This is a genomic window from Limosilactobacillus difficilis, assembly GCF_947387495.1.
Classification (GTDB): Bacteria; Bacillota; Bacilli; order Lactobacillales; family Lactobacillaceae; genus Limosilactobacillus; species Limosilactobacillus difficilis.
The window spans coordinates 1-20,242 of sequence record NZ_CANDNU010000023.1; the positions used below are offsets into that span (position 1 = coordinate 1).

16 protein-coding genes are annotated in these 20,242 nt (G+C 50.0%); 15 read left to right on the forward strand and 1 reads right to left on the reverse strand.

What is annotated here, in order from left to right; translation table 11 throughout:
• Positions 1-152: 152 nt before the first annotated feature.
• Positions 153-782 carry an IMPACT family protein gene (locus tag QOR82_RS05600; protein WP_283583793.1) on the reverse strand — a complete coding sequence of 210 codons (630 nt, stop codon included), beginning with the start codon at positions 780-782 and terminating at the stop codon, positions 153-155.
• A 50-nt stretch (positions 783-832) separates the two neighbouring features.
• Here QOR82_RS05600 and QOR82_RS05605 point away from each other — a divergent pair, with 50 nt between their 5' ends.
• The 15 genes from QOR82_RS05605 to uvrA all read left to right on the forward strand — a co-directional run bounded on the left by QOR82_RS05605 (position 833) and on the right by uvrA (position 20,094).
• The gene (locus tag QOR82_RS05605; RefSeq protein ID WP_283583794.1) at positions 833-2,167 is read left to right on the forward strand and encodes a DEAD/DEAH box helicase; all 1,335 of its coding nucleotides are present in this window, start codon (positions 833-835) and stop codon (positions 2,165-2,167) included.
• A complete protein-coding gene (locus tag QOR82_RS05610; RefSeq protein WP_283583795.1) occupies positions 2,148-2,825 on the forward strand; it encodes a ComF family protein in 678 nt (225 codons plus the stop codon). The genes QOR82_RS05605 and QOR82_RS05610 overlap by 20 nt, the downstream gene beginning before the upstream one ends.
• A 134-nt stretch (positions 2,826-2,959) precedes the next feature.
• On the forward strand, positions 2,960-3,505 hold the full coding sequence (hpf, locus tag QOR82_RS05615; protein ID WP_283583796.1) for a ribosome hibernation-promoting factor, HPF/YfiA family: 546 nt from the start codon (positions 2,960-2,962) through the stop codon (positions 3,503-3,505).
• A gap of 215 nt (positions 3,506-3,720) precedes the next feature.
• A complete protein-coding gene (secA, locus tag QOR82_RS05620) occupies positions 3,721-6,084 on the forward strand; it encodes a preprotein translocase subunit SecA (RefSeq protein ID WP_283583797.1) in 2,364 nt (787 codons plus the stop codon).
• 60 nt (positions 6,085-6,144) lie between these two features.
• Positions 6,145-7,261, forward strand: a protein-coding gene (gene prfB / locus QOR82_RS05625) for a peptide chain release factor 2 (RefSeq protein WP_408612928.1) whose coding sequence is annotated in 2 segments (ribosomal slippage) — positions 6,145-6,216 and positions 6,218-7,261 — 1,116 coding nt in all. Because the reading frame shifts where the segments join, the coding sequence is not laid out codon by codon here.
• 60 nt (positions 7,262-7,321) lie between these two features.
• A complete protein-coding gene (locus tag QOR82_RS05630) occupies positions 7,322-7,657 on the forward strand; it encodes a PspC domain-containing protein (RefSeq protein WP_283583799.1) in 336 nt (111 codons plus the stop codon).
• Between the two features lie 30 nt (positions 7,658-7,687).
• Complete coding sequence (gene hprK / locus QOR82_RS05635; RefSeq protein ID WP_283583800.1) at positions 7,688-8,638, forward strand: HPr(Ser) kinase/phosphatase; 951 nt, start codon at positions 7,688-7,690, stop codon at positions 8,636-8,638.
• Positions 8,631-9,470, forward strand: coding sequence for a prolipoprotein diacylglyceryl transferase (gene lgt, locus QOR82_RS05640; protein WP_283583801.1), 840 nt, complete (start codon positions 8,631-8,633; stop codon positions 9,468-9,470). Before hprK ends, lgt begins: the two co-directional genes overlap by 8 nt.
• Complete coding sequence (locus QOR82_RS05645; protein ID WP_283583802.1) at positions 9,463-10,476, forward strand: NAD(P)H-dependent glycerol-3-phosphate dehydrogenase; 1,014 nt, start codon at positions 9,463-9,465, stop codon at positions 10,474-10,476. The genes lgt and QOR82_RS05645 overlap by 8 nt, the downstream gene beginning before the upstream one ends.
• A gap of 58 nt (positions 10,477-10,534) precedes the next feature.
• Entirely contained in the window at positions 10,535-11,458 is a 924-nt protein-coding gene (gene galU / locus QOR82_RS05650) for a UTP--glucose-1-phosphate uridylyltransferase GalU (protein WP_283583803.1), read from the forward strand.
• Between the two features lie 129 nt (positions 11,459-11,587).
• Positions 11,588-12,517 (forward strand): thioredoxin-disulfide reductase, encoded by a 930-nt coding sequence (gene trxB, locus QOR82_RS05655; RefSeq protein ID WP_283583804.1) that lies wholly within the window; start codon positions 11,588-11,590, stop codon positions 12,515-12,517.
• Between the two features lie 141 nt (positions 12,518-12,658).
• On the forward strand, positions 12,659-14,380 hold the full coding sequence (locus QOR82_RS05660) for a phospho-sugar mutase (RefSeq protein ID WP_283583805.1): 1,722 nt from the start codon (positions 12,659-12,661) through the stop codon (positions 14,378-14,380).
• A gap of 354 nt (positions 14,381-14,734) precedes the next feature.
• On the forward strand, positions 14,735-14,995 hold the full coding sequence (locus QOR82_RS05665; RefSeq protein WP_283583806.1) for a hypothetical protein: 261 nt from the start codon (positions 14,735-14,737) through the stop codon (positions 14,993-14,995).
• Between the two features lie 187 nt (positions 14,996-15,182).
• Positions 15,183-17,240, forward strand: coding sequence for an excinuclease ABC subunit UvrB (uvrB, locus tag QOR82_RS05670; RefSeq protein ID WP_283583807.1), 2,058 nt, complete (start codon positions 15,183-15,185; stop codon positions 17,238-17,240).
• Positions 17,227-20,094: an excinuclease ABC subunit UvrA gene (gene uvrA, locus QOR82_RS05675; RefSeq protein ID WP_283583808.1), complete on the forward strand. Its 2,868-nt coding sequence runs from the start codon at positions 17,227-17,229 to the stop codon at positions 20,092-20,094. The genes uvrB and uvrA overlap by 14 nt, the downstream gene beginning before the upstream one ends.
• Positions 20,095-20,242: the final 148 nt, after the last annotated feature.

Here is a 20,242-nt window from a genome sequence, read left to right on the forward strand (position 1 = left end):
GATTTAAAACGCCATTGTTATGGTTTTCGAAATTTAACCAACTTTTTCAAGCGTATTGATTGTTTGCTTTAAAAAAATCACCCTCAAATTTTGAGGATGATTATACGTCTCCACCAACACCAATTGACAGAGACCCTATTAATTTGCCATGTTTATTTAGAATAGGGGACCTCGTGAAAACGAGGCGCCCCTTTTTTGAATTTTAATTGATTGGCAAAGCGATTGGTGAGATCGCTTGTGAGTTGGTCATAGGCCTCGCTGTCGACGTAGCAAGTCATTTGCACCGCCACTCCATAATCTTCGTGGGCGAGAGCAATCTGATGTTCCTGAAGATAATAGGCTACCGCATCGTGTTGAGCGTAAGGAACGGTGATAATGATCGTAGCTTGTTTGATTCGCTGGACCAGCCCGGCTGCTTCGAGAGCGTTGGTTGTGGTGTTGCTGTATGCTCGAATGAGGCCACCCGCGCCGAGCTTGATCCCACCAAAGTATCTGGTGACGATGGCGAGGACGTTGTGGACCTTCATCATCTGCAATGATCGCAGTATTGGCACCCCAGCCGTTCCGCTCGGTTCGCCGTTATCGCTCTCGCGTTGGATATTATCCTGGTCACCGATCAGATAGGCGAAGCAATGGTGGTTGGCTTTGCGATTGGCGCTACGAACTTCTTCAATTATTTGCTGGGCCGCCTCTTCACTATTGACGCGAAAGACCTGACCGATAAAACGTGATTTTTTGATGATTGCCGTGTATGCAGCGTTGTGAGCAATTGTTAAAAACATTCTGGTTGTTCCTTCTTTGTTGACGTAGTTATTTAATGAGGAGGGATTTGATGAAAGCTAGTGATTTTTATGGGCGCCGGGTCCTCATTAACGCTGCCCATCATGAAGAATTGGCAGGCGTGCAACGATTGCCGACAATGGAAGTGGGCCGGCATTACGTTCGCTGCCTGCGTTGCAATCAGTTAAGCGAGCGCAGGGTGGCTGCCCTGCCTCATCAGCAATTTTATTGTCGCCACTGCCTCCAATTAGGCCGTGTTTCGACTTTAGACCAATTTTACCATCTTCCGGAACCAAATCAATTTCAACCGGTAGTACCGGTCTTGACCTGGCAGGGGCAGTTGTCAGCGCTCCAGGCCCGCATTTCGGCCGAAGTAGCACGGGGAATGCGGGCTCACGAGCATCGTTTACTCTGGGCGGTTACGGGCGCTGGCAAAACGGAGATGATTTTTGCCGGGATCGCGGCGGCCTTACAGCGCGGTGAACGGGTGGGCGTCGCTTCGCCGCGGGTGGACGTCTGTTTGGAACTCTTTCCGCGTTTTCAAAAAGCCTTTGCTAACATCCCGATTGCGCTTTTGCACGGTCGCAACCCTGCACCGTATGCTTATCGGCAGTTGACTATCTGTACGACCCACCAATTATTGCGCTTTTACCACGCTTTTGACAATTTGATCGTGGACGAAGTGGATGCTTTTCCTTACGCCAGTAACGAAGCCTTGATTTTTGCGACCCGCCAGGCAATTAAGCCTAGCGGCGGTTTGCTATTGATGACGGCTACTCCCGGTCCAGCTCTTATGCAACGTGTTCGGCATCACGAATTGGCGGTATCGTATTTACCACTGCGTTACCACGGTTGCCTTTTGCCCCAAATTCGGACCAAATTAACGATCGGCTGGCGAGAAAGGTTGGGAAAAGGGCGTTTGCCCGGGACGGTGGCACGACAGGTCCAGGATTGGCAAGCCAGTGGCCAGCGTTTCTTATTCTTTGTTCCCCACGTTGCTGATCTACGTCCCGTCCAGGTTGCTTTAGGCAAACACTGGCCGACTTTATCAACTTTGACGGTTTATGCTGCCGATCCCAAACGTTTGGAGAAGGTCAGTGCGATGCGTGAAGGTAAGGTACAGGCACTGATCACTACCACGATTATGGAACGGGGAGTCACTTTTCCCGGGATTGATTTAGGAGTCTTAGGAGCTGACGACCCGGTGTTTTCCGCTTCTGCTTTGGTTCAGATTGCGGGACGGGTTGGCCGTTCGAAAAAGCGTCCTACCGGCAAAGTCATCTTTTGGGTAGATAGTATCAGCCGGACAGTTCTGGCGGCAAAGCGGCAGATCGCTTTGATGAACAGAAAGGGACAAAAGCTACGTCATGAAGTGTCTATTGTGTAATCACCAGTTACACTGGCAGCCGCGGCTTAGCCAATGGCTTCGCTGGGGGCCGATTAGCGAACCAGTTATCTGCAAGACGTGCCAGCAAGGCTTTCATCACTACCAGCCCCCATTTTGTCCAGGTTGTGGGCGGCACTTGGAAGGGGGCAAAGAATATTGTGCTGATTGTGCCGCTTGGCGAAAACGGCTCGGTTGGGGACTCACCCACCGTTGCCTTTATTGTTATGACGACGCAATGAAGGAATGGATGCACCGTTATAAATTTGACGGCGACTACTTGCTGCGTCGTGTGTTTTGTGGTGAATTGACGGCGGCCGCCCTTCAGTTGGGAGCTGATTGTATCGTGCCGGTTCCGGTGACGGCGACCACTATGGCGACGCGGGGGTTTAACCAGGTCACTGGTTTGTTGAACTGCCGGCTTTCTCCGTTGCTAGTGACTATTTCCCGGGGAAAACAGGCCCAATCGACTAAGAATCGCCAAGAACGACTTGCTACTTCCCAGCCTTTTCAATTAGCTTCAACTACTTCAAGTTTAGCCGCTAAACGCGTTTTGGTTGTCGACGATGTTTACACTACTGGCCGGACGATTTATCATGCCGCGGCCTTGCTACGGGCTGCTGGTGCTCGCGAAGTCCTGGGACTGAGTCTAGCCGGTTAAAGTTTCTTGAAATCGGTTCCGAATTCATTGTTTCTGCTTCCTAACTACTCTATAATAAAAGTGAGATATGAGAAGAGTGGTCCTTCTGATATCAGATCAAGCTGGATTGGCTTGGACTGAAAGGAGAGAGTACAATGTTGACATTCAATATTCGTGGAGAAAACGTCGAAGTAACTGAGGCTATCCGTAATTACGTCATCAAGCGGATCAGCAAGCTGGAAAAATTCTTTGAGGACAATGTGCAGGCAATTGCCCATGTTAACTTGAAGGTTTACCCGAACCGCTCATACAAGGTGGAAGTTACGATTCCACTGCCGTTTTTGACTTTACGGGCCGAAGAGACTTCCAACGACATGTATGGTAGTATCGACCTGGTTACCGACAAATTGGAACGCCAAATTCGCAAGTACAAGACCAAGGTTAACCGGAAATCACGTGAAACGGGGATGCAATCACCAGAATTCGTTGATAATGGTGATGATGATGCATCATCTGAGGATGATTTGAAGATCGTACGGACTAAGCAAATCTCCTTGAAGCCAATGGATTCTGAAGAAGCTGTTCTGCAAATGGACATGCTGGGTCACGATTTCTTTATCTTCCAGGATGCTGATACTGACGGTACCAGTGTTGTTTACCGGCGGAAGGATGGCCGTTACGGCTTAATTGAAATTGACTAACGAAGCTTGACCTTAACGAGCATCCGGATATCCGGGTGCTTTTCTTTTACGCGAACATGACCGACCACTTAGGAATAAAAATGAGCCTCTCCAGCAGATTAGTTCTCAATAGCTGCTCAACATGGTAAAATAAAATGTATTTTGTAATATCAGTTCAAAATGCAATGATCATTAGTAGTCATTGCGATTATTAAGATATAGGGAAGGACGTTTAGATGGCAAACGTACTTAGAAAATGGATTGAAAGCGACCGTCATGAATTGCGGCGCATTAACAAAATCGCGAATAAGGTTGACTCCTATGCTAAAGAGATGGGTCAGCTGACCGATGACGAATTGAAGGCCAAGACACCAGAATTCCGTGAGCGCATCAAGAAGGGCGAAAATCTGGATGATCTCTTGCCCGAAGCCTTTGCTGTGGCGCGGGAAGGTGCCAAGCGGGTACTCGGTCTCTACCCATTCCATGTTCAAGTCATGGGGGGCATTGTGCTGCACGAAGGGAACATTGCGGAGATGAAAACCGGTGAAGGGAAGACTTTAACCGCGACCATGCCGGTTTATCTCAATGCCTTAACCGGGAAGGGAGTTCACGTTATCACCGTTAACGAATACCTTTCTCAGCGGGATGCGACCCAGATGGGCCAACTTTACAATTGGCTAGGCTGCTCAGTCGGGGTCAACGGGGCCGAAAAGTCGCCTGATGAGAAGCGGAAGGCCTATGCGGCTGATATCATGTACTCCACCAACGGGGAAATTGGTTTCGACTACCTTCGTGACAACATGGCCGTTTACAAAGAAGACCAGGTGCAACGGGGCTTAAACTACGCCATCGTTGACGAAGTGGACTCGATTTTGATCGACGAAGCCCGGACACCGTTGATCATTTCGGGACCTGGCACGGGCACATCTAAGCTTTACCAGCAGACGGACCGTTTTGTTAAAAAGCTGAAGAAGGATCTGGACTACAAGATCGATCTGGAATCCAAGACAGTGGCGCTGACTGATGCGGGAATCAAGAAGGCGGAACAGTACTTTAACCTCGATAACCTCTATGATCCTCAGAACACGGCCTTAACTCACCACCTGGACCAAGCCTTGCGAGCTAACTACATCATGATCCGGGACAAAGACTACGTGGTGACCGACGGGGAAGTAATGATCGTCGATTCCTTTACGGGTCGGATTATGAAGGGCCGGCGCTTTTCTGATGGCCTCCACCAAGCAATCGAAGCCAAGGAACACGTTGAAATTCAGGAAGAAAACAAAACGATGGCGGACATCACCTACCAAAACCTCTTCCGGATGTACAACAAGCTGGCCGGGATGACTGGGACGGCAAAGACGGAACAGGAAGAATTCCGGGAAATTTACAACATGCAGACGATTACCATCCCGACGAACAAACCAGTAATCCGGGATGATGAACCTGACTTACTCTACCCAACTCTTGATAGCAAGTTCCGAGCGGTTGTAAAGCGGATCGAAAAGCTCCACAAGAAGGGCCAGCCGGTGCTGGTCGGGACGGTGGCTGTTGAGACGTCAGAACTGCTGTCGAAGATGTTGGATAAGAAAAACATTCCGCATGTCGTCCTGAATGCTAAGAACCACGCCAAGGAAGCCGATATTATTAAGAACGCCGGTCAGGTTGGTGCCGTGACCATCGCGACTAACATGGCTGGGCGGGGGACTGACATCAAGTTGGGACCTGGGGTCAAAGAACTTGGTGGTCTGGCGGTGATCGGGACCGAACGGCACGAATCGCGGCGGATCGATAACCAGCTGCGGGGCCGGTCGGGTCGGCAAGGGGACCCAGGCTTGTCCCAGTTTTACCTGTCACTTGAAGATGATCTGATGCGGCGTTTTGGTGGTGATCGGATCAAGGACTTCTTGAGCCGGATGAACGTCAAGGACGAAGACGCGGTCATTAAGTCTCGTTTCCTGACTCACCAGGTGGAATCCGCCCAGAAGCGGGTTGAAGGTAACAACTATGACTCGCGGAAGAACGTTTTGCAGTACGATGATGTGATGCGGGAACAACGTGAAATCATCTACAAAGAACGGCAGCAGGTTATCACCGAACAGAAGTCGCTGAAGTGGGTTTTGATGCCGATGGTTAAGCGGACGATTGAACGGGAAGTTGATCAGCACACCCTCGGTGACCAGAAGGAATGGAAGCTACAGGAAATCGTTGATTTTGCGATCGAAGTCCTCGTCAAACCTGATGAAATCAGTGTCAAAGACCTTGAAGGCAAGTCGAAGCAGGAGATTGTCGACTACTTGATGGGGCTGGCAAACGGGGTTTACAAGCAGAAGCAAAAGCAACTCTATGATTCATCACAGATGTTGGAATTCGAAAAGGTTGTTATTTTACGGGTTGTCGACTCTCATTGGACCGACCACATTGACATGATGGATCAGTTCCGGCAATCGGTTGGCCTCCGGGGATACGGACAGTTGAACCCGTTGGTTGAATACCAAACAGCCGGTTATCATATGTTTGAGGAAATGGTCGCTGATATTGAATATGAATCGACCCGTCTCTTTATGAAGTCAGAGATTCGGCAAAACGTTGCACGTTAATATACAAGGGACGGCACCAGAATGCTTTTTGGTCCGTCCTTTTTGTGGATAGGAGCGATTATGGAATTAAGTGAAGCAAGCAAACAAGTAGAAGCAATGCGTAACGAGATCGCACGCTTCGGGAGGTCTCTTTGACCTCGATGCCCTCGATGAACAGATAGCCGAAAATGAACAGAAGATGGCGGAGCCGAATTTCTGGAATGACAACGTCAAAGCCCAGAAATTAATCGACGCTAATAACCAGCTCAAAGACAAGCGCGACAACTATGTTCATTTAAAAGAAGCGGTTGGCGACCTTACTACGGCGGTGGAATTGCTGAGTGCCGAACCAGACCCGGACATAGCGGCTGACTTTGAAAAGCAGTTTGCGGCGACGAAAAAGCAGCTGCAGGATTACCGGCTTAATCAATTGTTGGACGGCAAGTACGACAGCAAAAATGCTATTGTTGAAATTCACCCCGGGGCTGGGGGAACGGAAGCTCAGGATTGGGGTCAGATGCTGATGCGAATGTACACCCGCTGGGCTGATTCCCACGGCTTCAAGACGGAAGTGGCTTCTTATGAAGCAGGGGAAACGGCCGGTGTGAAGTCCGTGACCCTTTTGATTAACGGCCACAACGCGTATGGCTACCTCCATTCAGAGAAGGGGGTTCACCGGCTAGTGCGGATTTCCCCGTTTGACGCCGCTGGCCGCCGCCACACCTCGTTTGCCTCGGTCGATGTCATGCCAGAACTGGACGAAACGATTAAGGTCGACATTAATCCTGACGACTTGCGGGTGGACGTTTTCCGTTCGAGTGGAGCCGGGGGCCAACACGTCAACAAGACCAGTTCGGCCGTTCGGATTACCCACCTGCCGACGGGAATCGTCGTTTCATCCCAGGCGGAACGTTCTCAGCTGCAAAACCGGCAGACGGCGATGAATATGCTGAAATCCAAACTGTATGAACTGGAAGAACAGAAAAAGGCGGAAAAACGGGCCCAGATCGAGGGACAGCAGCTCGACATTGGCTGGGGCTCACAGATCCGTTCTTACGTTTTCTGCCCTTACACCCTGGTCAAGGATAACCGCAGTGGTTATGAGACCCACAATGTTGATGCAGTGATGGACGGGGATCTTGATCCCTTCATCAATGCTTATTTGCAGTGGAAATTGAGCAAAAAAAATCCTCAATAAGAGGAATTGCAGTCTGGTCTGAAAACAAGTAAGATTAGGTCAAGAGAGGGGTGAGAGCGCATGCGTCGACGAGAAGATCGGGAAAAACTGACTCGGTCAGCGACTGATCGTTATGTCGCTGGTGTTTTTGGCGGTTTGGCAGCTTATTTCGGGGTCAAAGCCAATCTTTTGCGGGTCCTCTTTCTCATCATCATGCTCATTACGGGAATCGTCCCGTGTACCATTTTGTACTTTATCAGTGCCTTGCTGATGCCGCCTGATGCTAACGATACGAGCATCACAGGGGTTTTGGCTAACTTACTTCGACAGGGCAAGAATGATGAAGCACAACAATCCCAACGCAAGGAATTGCACGATGTTGAAGAACATGACATTAATAAGGGACAGCGGTCTTAATTGGCTGTCACTTTAAGGGAGTGAACTTTTTTGGTAGACAGTGTTAGTGTAGAAACACTTGTAAAAAACGTGCGGTTAAAGGTTTTGCAGGGTGCGGAGTACCTGCAACGGCCAATTTTGACGCCGGAAATTTCCCGACCGGCTCTGGAATTAGCGGGCTACTTTACCCACTATCCGCAAGAACGGATTCAAATGCTCGGGATTACTGAGACTTCGTTTGCGAAGGATTTAACGGAGGAACAGCGGACCGAGTACATGAGCAAGATGTGTACGCCCCAAACGCCGTGCTTTGTGATCAGTACTAACCTGCCGGCCCCAAAGGAACTCCTCCGGGCAGCCAAAGAACACCACATCCCGGTCCTGGGGAGCCCCCACACTTCATCAAAGGCGATCTCATACATGACCTCGTTTTTGACCCGACAGTTGGCGGATCGTGAATCGATTCACGGTGTTCTGGTGGATATTAACGGGGTCGGGGTCCTGATTACTGGTGATTCTGGTGTTGGGAAGAGTGAAACTGCTCTGGAACTGGTCCGGCGGGGTCACCGGCTGGTTGCTGACGACCGGGTTGAAGTCTATGCCTTTGACGAGCAAACTCTGGTTGGTCAGGCTCCGAAGATTCTTAACCATTTGATGGAAATTCGGGGTATCGGAATCATCAACGTTATGACCCTTTACGGGACGGCAGCCGTGATGCCATCAGACAATATTGACTTTATTGTCCATCTGGAAACTTGGACACCAGATGTTCAATTTGATCGGCTGGGTGATCGTGGTGATACTCGTGAGATTCGCGGGGTGCGGGTTCCCCAGGTTTCCATTCCGGTTAAGACCGGACGAAACTTGGCGATCATCATTGAATCAGCCGCGATGAACTTCCGGGCTGAATCGATGGGTTATGACGCGACGAAGACCTTTGATGATAACCTCAACCACCTGATTAAAGAAAACTCAGCAAAGGATAGTCGCAAACATGACTAAGACTTTAGTTGTGGGTGCACTGAACCCGATTGCCTTTCACCTCGGGCCAATCCAGGTCCACTGGTACGGGATTTTTATCGGCTGTGCCGTCATTCTGGCGTTGTGGCTGGCGGTGCGCGAAGGACGTCGGCAGGGCTTAGACGAAGATGTTTTTTATGATTACTTGCTCTGGGCGCTCCCGATTGCCATTGTTTGTGCCCGTCTATACTACGTCTTTTTTCAGTGGCCGTATTACGCAATCCATCCTGATGAGATTATCGCCATTTGGGACGGTGGCATCGCGATTTATGGGGCCATCATCGGTGGTTTTTTGGTCCTATTCTTCTATTGCCGCCACTATCATCTGTCGGTTTGGCAGATGCTGGATATTGTGGCACCGACTGTGATCATGGCTCAGGGGATTGGCCGCTGGGGCAATTTCATGAACCAGGAGGCTTTTGGCAGAATTACGACACGGGTAGCGTTAGTCGGTCAGCACCTGCCGAATTGGCTGATCAATCAAATGCTAATCGGCGGTCATTACCGGGTACCAACTTTTCTTTATGAATCGTTATGGGACTTGACCGGTTTTGTCTGCTTGATGCTGCTTCGCCACCGTCGGCACCTCTTTAAACGGGGAGAAATCTTTTTAGCCTATGTTTTGTGGTATTCTGCGGGACGCTTTTTTATCGAGGGGATGCGGACGGATAGCCTGATGCTCGGCCCGGTGCGTATTTCTCAGTTGCTGTCCCTCGTCTTTTTTGTGTTTGCTTTAGTGATCTTGATTGTACGTCGACGCCAACAACGTCTGCCATGGTACCTTGTGAAGGGAGAAAATGATAAAAATGAGTAAAGTTGCAGTTCTTGGTGCTGGTTCCTGGGGTAGTATTTTAGCTAATTTGTTAACTGGCAACGGGGAGGATACCTGGCTGTGGGCCCGGGATCCAGAACAGGTCGAGACCTTTAATCGTTGGCACGTCAATCCCAAGTACATGGAAGACTTCAAGTATTCCACCGATCTTCACGTCACTAATGACATGGAAGAGGCCGTCAAAGATGCCGAATTTGTCTTAGTTGTGATCCCGACTAAGGGAATCCGGCAGGTAGCAACAAAATTAGGCAAATTACTGAAAAAGCTGAACCAAAAGCCGCTGATCATTCATGCCACCAAAGGGCTGGAGCAGAACACTTATAACCGGCCATCCGAAATCATTGCGGAATGTGTTGCTCCAGAAAACCGGCAGGAGATCGTCGTCTTGTCTGGCCCAAGCCATGCTGAAGACGTTGCTATTCAAGATATGACGGCAATCACGGCGGCCTGCACCGATTTGCGGGCAGCCGAACAGGTCCAAAAACTCTTTTCCAACAACTACTTCCGGGTTTACACCAATGATGACGTTATCGGTGCAGAATATGGTGCGGCGCTGAAGAACATCATTGCCCTCGGAGCTGGTTGTTTGACTGGACTGGGTTACAAGGATAATGCCCGGGCCGCTCTGATCACCCGGGGCTTGGCAGAAATCCGCCGCCTGGGCGTGGCTTTTGGGGCCAATCCATTCACCTTTATCGGCCTATCCGGTGTCGGTGACCTGGTCGTGACTTGCACCAGCAAGAATTCCCGGAACTGGCGGGCTGGTTACCAACTCGGCCAAGGACGGCGCTTAGATGATATCATCTCTCACATGGGAATGGTTATCGAAGGGGTCTACACCGTTAAAGCGGCTCACGAATTAGCCGAAAAGCGCCACGTCAAGATGCCAATCACCGACGCTTTATACCGCGTCCTGTATGAAGATGAGGACGTTGAACAAGCTATTACCGAATTAATGAACCGTTCGGTAACTACTGAATTGGAATAGCTTGTGGTATACTTAGTTTGTTGGCTACCAGAGAGAGTGGCATGAAAGGATTTTGACAATGAGAAAAGTTCGTAAGGCAATTATTCCAGCTGCTGGTTTGGGGACTCGCTTCCTGCCGGCGACGAAGGCGTTGGCAAAGGAAATGCTCCCGATTGTGGACAAACCGACAATCCAATTTATTGTCGAAGAAGCCCGCAAGTCAGGAATCGAAGATATTGTCGTCGTTGATGGCAAGAACAAGCGTTCAATCGAAGACCACTTTGATTCCAATCCTGAACTGGAAGATAACCTGCAGGCAAAGCACAAGGACGCTATGCTGAAGCTGGTTCAAGAGACGACCGATATTAACATCTACTTTATTCGGCAGTCTCACCCTCGTGGTTTGGGGGATGCGGTTCTGACCGCTCGTGACTTTATCGGCGACGAGCCATTTGTCGTTATGCTGGGGGACGACCTCAACAACATTGACGGCAAGGGCGAACCGCTAACCAAACAGTTGATTGAGAGCTTCCAACGGACGGGAGCTTCTACGTTAGCTGTTATGCGGGTGCCTCACGAAGATACGGCTAAGTACGGGGTCATCAATCCGAGCAAGGAAGTAATCCCGGGGCTTTACAATGTGACGAGCTTTGTTGAAAAGCCGGCCCCGAAGGATGCGCCGAGTGATTTGGCAATCATCGGGCGCTATATCTTCACGCCTGAAATCTTTGACGTCTTAGCCAAGACTAAGCCAGGCAAGGGAAACGAAGTTCAGCTGACCGATGCGATCGATACTCTGAATAAGACGCAACGGGTCTTTGCCCACGAATTCAAGGGTGAACGCTACGATGTTGGCAACAAGTTTGGCTGGATCAAGACCAACATTCAATATGGCTTGCAGCACCCACAGGTCAAGGACGACCTACGGCAATACATTGAAACCCTCGGCGAACAATTAAAGGCCGAGGATCGCAACCAGGCGAAGCGGCCAGCCAAAAAGTAAATGATTAAACGGGGACTTCAAAACCCCGTTTATTTTTCAGATAGTACTTATAAAAAGTAAGCATATTATTCGACAAATTGTCCTGATCTGCTATGATAAGGGCAAAAGTTATTTGGAGGAGCACTCATCATGGCAGAAAAAAAGACTAACTATGACGTAATCATTATTGGTGCTGGCCCCGGTGGGATGACGGCGGCACTATATGCTTCACGAGCTAACCTGTCTGTTTTAATGCTGGATCGTGGGATTTACGGCGGCAACTTAAACAACACGGCTGAGATTGAAAACTACACGGGCTTTTCTTCGATCAAGGGCCCTGACTTAGCCGAAAAGATGTACCAGGGGGCAACCCAGTTTGGTGCGAACTACGCTTATGGCGGAGTTACCGCGATTGAGGACGGCGGTGAATGGAAAACAGTCACCACCGACATGGATGAACAGTTCCGGGCCCGGGCAGTGATCATTGCGACGGGCGCTTCTCAACGGCATCTGGGAGTTCCTGGCGAAGAAGAATTTAGTGGTCGCGGAGTTTCGTACTGTGCGGTTTGTGATGGCGCCTTTTTCAAGGATAAACAGCTGATCGTCGTCGGTGGCGGTGATTCAGCAGTAGAAGAGGGAATGTATCTGACCCAGTTGGCCGCCAGTGTCACACTGGTTGTTCGTAAGGATCATTTGCGAGCCCAGCCATTGCTGCAGGATCGAGCAAAAAAAGATCCAAAGCTGAAGTTCTTGTTTAGCCACAGTGTGACCTCGATTGATGGTGACGATGTGAAAGTTAATGGTGTGCACCTGGTTAATAATGAGACTGGGGACAAGTCAACGATGCCAATTGATGGACTTTTCATTTACGTTGGCAGCGTGCCGATGACAAAGCCCTTTGAGTCTCTCGGCATCCTGGATGACCAGGGCTGGGTGATCACAGACCAAAAGATGGCCACAAAAGTACCAGGAATTTATGCCATCGGTGATGTACGGCAAACGCCATTGCGGCAAATTGCGACGGCGGTTGGTGACGGCGCCATCGCGGGTCAAGAGGTATACCACTATCTGCAAAAATAAAGAATCATAGTCGAAATAATAGCTTCAAAATGGGCGGGTCGGAAGATCTGGCCATTTTTTTAAATCGCCAGAATGTTTCATTGTTGGGCTTGTTGGGGTATACTGGGAAGTGAATAATTCGGAAGAAACGGAGATACTCTTATGAGCTGGAAAGATACATACCAAAACTGGAAAAATTACCAATCATTGGATCCTGCCCTGCGAAAAGAACTGGATAGGATGCGGGACGAAAAAGAAATTGAGGATGCTTTTTATGCTCCGCTGTCATTTGGGACTGCGGGGATGCGTGGCCTGATGGGGCCGGGAATCAACCGCATGAATATCTACACCGTTCGGCAGGCGACGGCAGGGTTGGCCAGTTTGATGCTGTCACTGGGGGATGAAATCAAATCCCGGGGCGTGGTCATTGGGTATGATTCACGTCACAATTCGAAACTGTTTGCTCATAATTGTGCACGCGTTTTAGGCGCTCAGGGCATTAAGACCTACGTTTATGACGAGTTGCGGCCGACCCCGACGGTTTCCTTTGCGGTGCGTCATCAGCACGCTTATGCGGGGATTATGATTACCGCGAGCCACAACCCGAAGGAGTATAACGGCTACAAGCTCTATGGCGAGGATGGCGGTCAGATGCCGCCAAAGGAATCAGACTTAATTACTGGATATATTCGCAAGATTACCAACCTCTTTGAGATTCCGTTGGCTGACGAAAAGCAGCTGCTGCAGGATGGCCTCGAACAATTGATGGGGGCTGATCTTGATCAGGCCTATCTTGATGCGGTTAAAACGGTGACGATCAACCGTGATCTGGCAAAAGAGTACGGGAAGAACCTGAAGTTTGTCTTTACGCCTCTTTGTGGCACTGGGCAAAAGCTGGGCGAACGGGCTCTGCGGCAGGCCGGCTTTACTAACTACGAACTCGTGGGCGAAGAAGCGCAGCCTAATGGTGATTTTCCAGGCTTGAAGCATCCTAATCCTGAATTCCCGGAGGCCTTTGTCCGGGCTAAAAAGCTCGGCAAGCAGGTTGATGCTGACGTTTTAATTGCGACGGACCCAGACGCTGATCGGCTCGGCTGTGCTGTATGGCAGCCAGATGGGCAGTACCAGTTGCTTACGGGCAACCAGATTGCAGCGGTGATGCTTCATTATATCCTGGAAGCACACAAGCAGGCTGGCACACTGCCGGCTGATGCTGTTGCTGTCAAGTCAATCGTTTCCACCGAATTTGCGGCGAAGATCGCTGCTTCATACGGGGTCCAAATGATGAACGTCTTGACCGGCTTTAAGTGGATCGCTAACTTGATTCACCAGTTTGAGACCCAACATGATCACACCTTTATGTTCGGCTTCGAAGAAAGCTACGGTTATCTAGTGAAACCATTTGTCCGGGATAAGGATGCGATTCAATCGCTGGTTCTGCTCGCTGAAGTAGCCGCTTACTACAAGAGTCGTTCGATGACCCTGTATGATGGTGTCCAAGAACTTTTCCAGCGTTATGGTTACTTCCGGGAAAAGACGATTTCTAAGCAGTATCCGGGCATTGATGGTCGTCAGCAGATGATTGCGATGATGCAGAAATTCCGGGATGAGGGAATTAAAGAATTTGCCGGCTACTCGGTCGTCACAACCGAAGACTTTAGCACCAACACGAAGACCAGCCACGGGCAGACGGTTGAACTGGGGATGCCAAATTCCAACGTGCTGAAGTACATTTTGGATGACGAGACTTGGATCGCGATCCGGCCGTCCGGGACGGAACCAAAACTGAAGTTTTATGTGGGAACGTCAGCGGATAGTTTGGCCAAAGCCAATGAAAAATTGGCTCAATTTGAAGATGCAATCACAAAGTTAACTCAAGAATAACAAAATTGGGTATTAGGTTGGCAGGAAAGATTTCATTTTGCTGTAGCTAGAGCAGGCTAGTTATTACAAATTTGCTAAAAAGTGGTGGCTAGTCACCACTTTTTTTGATATTTGCGAATTTGTTGGAAACAGAAAATGATTTTCGTTTCATTTTGGCACTACTTACTAATTGTATGTAAGGCTGGACTAATAATGATCAGATGTTAACAAATGGTATTAAGTGCTGACTTTGTTCCTGGTAAATCGACTGAAATGGTCTAGGATAAAAAGTGAAGGGAAGAAAATTTGAAATAGCTTTCATTATAGAATTCCATTCAAATCCCTTCGGATTCTATACCAAAGGAGGTCATTAAAATGTTTAACGCTATTTTCTGGATTTTGTTAATCTGGCTGATTGTTAACCTGATTTGGATGTGCACTCAGTTATCAAACCAGAAGTTGATTAAAACTTTTGCTTGGATCAACGTCGTAGCAGTAATCATTGGCTTCTGGGTATTTTATGGGGTAAGTCACCCGGCTGGTACGCTGGCAACCTGGTTCCTTGTCGTTAACTGGGTCAACGTCATCTTGGCGATTGTTCAGTTCTATCTGGGTTACCGGAAGCAAAGCAACTAGTAGTGGCTGCCAATATTGATGAACGAGACTGGTGAATTTTCATCAGTCTCGTTTTTTATTTCCCGGGTAATCGCGAGTATATGCTTTGGGAGAATGTATGTTCGTGTGGTAAAATCAACTGTGGCTGTGAGATCCCGGCTGAAAGGGATCGGCACGAAGAAAGACGTCGAAAAATGAGGAGGCAAACATGATTTATCGTCAACCTGACCGTGATTTTGAACTGGTTTCTGATTACAAGCCCACTGGCGATCAGCCTCAAGCCATTGATAAGCTGACCCGGGGGATTCAGGATGGAGAAAAAGCCCAGATTCTGTTGGGGGCGACCGGGACCGGGAAGACCTTCACGATTTCCAACGTGATTGCCCGGGTCAATAAGCCAACCTTGATTTTGAGCCATAACAAAACTCTGGCGGGACAGCTTTACGGCGAAATGAAAAAGTTCTTTCCGCATAACGCGGTGGAGTACTTCGTTTCTTACTATGATTACTACCAACCGGAAGCCTACGTTCCTTCTAGTGACACTTATATCGAAAAAGACGCTTCGATCAATGATGAGATTGATAAACTGCGGCACGGGGCAACGAGTTCTTTGTTAGAGCGTAACGATGTTATCGTCGTGGCCTCAGTGTCAAGCATTTTCGGTTTAGGGGATCCACGGGAATATCAGAAGTCTGTGTTATCCCTGCATGTTGGTCAAGAAATCGAACGCAATCAGTTGCTGCGCGACCTGGTGTCAATCCAATTTGACCGCAATGATATTGACTTTCAGCGGGGCCGTTTCCGGGTTCACGGCGACGTGGTTGAAGTGTTCCCAGCATCGCGTGACGAAAAAGCCCTCCGGATTGAGTTTTTCGGGGACGAAATTGACCGGATTCGGGAGGTTGACGCGCTGACCGGTGAAGTTGTCGGTGACTACGACCATGTTTCCATTTTCCCGGCCACTCATTTCATGACCAATGACGATATTATGGACCGGGCCCTGCCGCAGATCAAAAAGGAAATGCAGGATCAGGTTGCTAAGTTTACCAAGCAGGGCAAGCTGCTGGAAGCGGAACGGATTGAGCAGCGGACGACCTACGACATGGAAATGATGCGGGAAATGGGCTACACCAACGGTATCGAGAACTATTCTCGTTATATGGACGGTCGAAAAGCGGGTGAACCGCCGTTTACCCTCCTCGATTTCTTCCCGAAGGACTTTTTGCTGGTCGTTGATGAATCCCACCAGACGATGCCCCAGGTGCGGGGAATGTACAACGGTGACCGGGCCCGTAAGCAGATGTTGATCGACTACGGTTTCCGTCTGCCGAGTGCCCTCGACAACCGGCCGCTCAAGCTAAATGAATTTGAAGAACGAGTCAATCAAGTTGTATATATGTCTGCGACGCCCGGCCCGTACGAGCTCGCACAGACGGATCACGTCGTTGAACAGATCATTCGGCCAACCGGATTGCTCGATCCGACCATTGATGTGCGCCCTGTCATGGGACAGATTGACGACCTGGTGGGTGAAATCAACAAACGGGTTGAAAAACACGAGCGGGTCTTCGTGACGACTTTGACCAAAAAGATGTCAGAAGACCTCAGCGATTACCTAAAAGATTTGGGGATTAAGTGCAAGTACCTCCACAGCGGTATCAAGACCCTCGAACGGAGTCAGATCATTCGGGACTTGCGACTCGGCAAGTTTGACGTCCTGGTTGGGATCAACCTCTTGCGGGAAGGACTGGACGTGCCCGAAGTTTCCTTAGTGGCGATTTTAGATGCCGACAAGGAAGGCTTCTTGCGCAATGAGCGGTCGCTGATTCAGACGATCGGCCGGGCTGCCCGAAACGAACACGGGGCAGTCATCATGTATGCCGACACCGTTACCGAATCGATGCAAAAGGCGATCGACGAAACGAAGCGGCGGCGGGCTATTCAAGAGCAGTACAATCGCGATCACCACATCACGCCGAAAACGATCATCAAGCCGATTCAGGCTGCGATTACGGCTGTCCAAAAGAGTGATGATAAGCAGGATGAGAAGACCGACCAAGAGTTCTCTGATCGAGATTTTGCCAAGTTGAGCCGGGCGGCGCAAGAAAAGATGCTTCAGGAACTGACGGAACAAATGCGCGATGCGGCCAAGCGACTGGACTTTGAACAGGCGGCAACCCTGCGTGATACTGTTCTGGAACTAAAGGGTTCGGTTAAAAAGGGATCAAGCAAGCACAGGAAGGGAGTTAAAGTTGGCAAACACTAATAACAAAATTGTGATCCATGGAGCACGGGCTCACAATTTACAAAATATTGATGTGACGATACCGAAGAATAAGTTAGTCGTGATCACGGGTCTGTCCGGTTCAGGGAAGAGCTCGCTCGCCTTTGACACCCTCTATGCAGAAGGACAGCGCCGTTACGTGGAAAGCCTTTCTGCTTACGCACGACAGTTCTTAGGCCAGATGGACAAACCCGATGTTGACAGCATCGACGGTTTATCACCGGCCATTTCGATTGATCAAAAAACCACCAGCCATAACCCTCGTTCGACGGTGGGAACGGTGACGGAGATCAATGATTACCTGCGTTTGCTTTGGGCGCGGGTCGGGACGCCAATCTGTCCCAACGACCACATCCCAATCACGAGTCAGTCACCCGAGCAGATGGTGAACCGGGTCCTGAAACTGCCGGAACGGACCCGTTTACAGATTCTCTCGCCGATTGTCCGGGACAAGAAAGGTACCCAGAAAAAGGCCCTTGCCAAGGTTAAGCGGGAGGGCTTCGTCCGGGTCCAAGTCGATGGGGAAACTTATGAGCTGGATGAAGTGCCAGAACTCGATAAGAACAAGAAACACAGCGTCAACGTGGTAGTGGACCGGATTATTGTGAAGGACGGGATTCGTTCCCGGCTGTTTGACTCCTTTGAATCAGCCCTCCGTCTGAGCGGTGGTTATGCGATTGCCGACGTGATTGGCGGAAAAGCGATTCCTTTTTCTGAGCAATACGCCTGCCCAATCTGTGGTTTTACGGTCGGTAAGCTGGAGCCACGACTCTTTTCCTTCAACGCCCCGATGGGTGCCTGTCCACAGTGTGAAGGTCTCGGTTCCAAGCTAGAAGTTGATGTTGACTTGGTAGTTCCTGACCGCACTAAAACCCTCCGCGAAGGGGCAATGGCGCCGTGGAACCCGATTTCTTCCCAGTACTATCCGGCACTTCTCGAACAGTTCTGTCAGTCGGCCGGCATCTCGATGGATACGCCGTTTGATAAACTGCCAAAAAAACAGCAGAAACTAGTCCTCTACGGTAATGGGAAGACCACCTTCCATTTCCACTACGAAAACGACTTCGGTGGGGTGCGGGACGTCGACGTGCCGTTTGAAGGGGTTGTCAATAACGTTGCCCGTCGCTACAAGGAAACAAACTCAGATTTTACCCGCGACCAGATGCGTAAGTACATGACGGAGTTGCCGTGTTCCCTTTGCCATGGTTATCGCTTGAACGAACGGGCTCTCTGTGTGCAAATCATGGGGAAAAACATCGGTCAGGTTAGTGAACTGCCGATCAGCAAGGCTTTGCCGTTCTTCAAGGCAGTGAAATTATCGGATGAGAAGATGAAGATTGCCCAGCCGATTCTTAAGGAAATCATCGATCGGCTGACCTTTATGCAGAACGTCGGGGTGGAATACCTGACCCTGTCGCGGTCGGCCCGGACGCTTTCCGGTGGGGAAGCTCAGCGGATTCGCCTGGCCACCCAGATTGGTTCAAACTTATCGGGGGTTATCTACGTCCTCGATGAACCGTCCATCGGTTTGCACCAACGGGACAATGACCGCCTGATCCGCTCACTGAAGAAGATGCGCGACCTCGGCAACACCCTGATCGTCGTGGAACATGACGAGGACACGATGCGGGCAGCTGATTACATCGTCGATATTGGCCCGGGCGCCGGTGAAAATGGTGGCCGCGTGATGGCCGCTGGTACCCCCAAGCAGGTTATGCGCTCGCGAAAATCGTTGACGGGACAATACCTGTCTGGACGGAAGTTCATTCCTGTGCCAGAAAAACGGCGGCAGGGAAATGGCAAGTTTATCACCGTGACCGGGGCGCAGGCTAACAACCTGAAGGACATTACGGTAAAATTCCCCTTAGGTAAGTTTATTTGTGTCACCGGAGTTTCCGGCTCGGGCAAATCGACCTTGGTCAACCTGATCCTGAAGCGAATCCTGGCCCAAAAACTCAACGGCAATTCTGCTAAACCGGGCAAATACAAGTCCATTCGGGGCTTGAAGAACATCGAAAAGGTCATTGATATCGACCAATCGCCAATCGGCCGGACGCCGCGGAGTAATCCGGCAACTTATACTGGGGTTTTTGATGACATTCGCGAACTTTTTGCCCAGACCAACGATGCGAAGATGCGTGGCTACACCAAGGGGCGGTTCAGTTTTAACGTCAAGGGCGGCCGCTGTGAAGCCTGTCACGGCGATGGCATTTTGAAGATCGAAATGAATTTCTTGCCGGACGTTTACGTTCCCTGCGAGGTCTGCCATGGTACTCGCTATAATTCGGAAACCTTGGAAGTGGAATACAAGGGTAAAAATATTGCTGACGTGCTCAACATGACCGTCAGTGAGGCCCTCAAGTTTTTCCACGCGATTCCGAAGATTCGGCGTAAACTACAAACGATCGAAGATGTCGGCCTCGGCTACGTGCACCTTGGACAGCCGGCGACGACACTGTCTGGTGGGGAAGCACAACGGATGAAACTGGCAGCCGAACTGCACAAGCAGAGCCATGGCAAGAGTTTTTACATCCTTGATGAACCAACTACCGGTCTGCATATGGATGATATCAAGCGTTTGCTGGGAGTATTGCAGCGCCTTGTTGACGCTGGCAACACCGTCCTCGTCATTGAACACGAACTCGACGTCGTCAAATCGGCTGATTGGCTGATCGATCTCGGCCCCGAAGGCGGTGAAGGCGGTGGTCAAGTGGTCGCAACCGGTACGCCGGAAGAAGTTGCCAAGGTGGCTGCCAGCTATACTGGCCAGTACTTGGGACCGATGCTCAAGCGGGACCGTCAGTGGGCGGCCGAACGCCAAGCGAAAAAGAAATAAACGAGTCGAGAAAAGCGTCAACGCGGTTTGGCCGCAATGAATGTTCGTTTCGGCAATTAAAGGGCGGGCGAAGATGACTTTTGCTCGCCCTTTCTTATCATGCTGGCTTTGTTCGTCAATTGACGAACAATCGCATTACAAGACACGC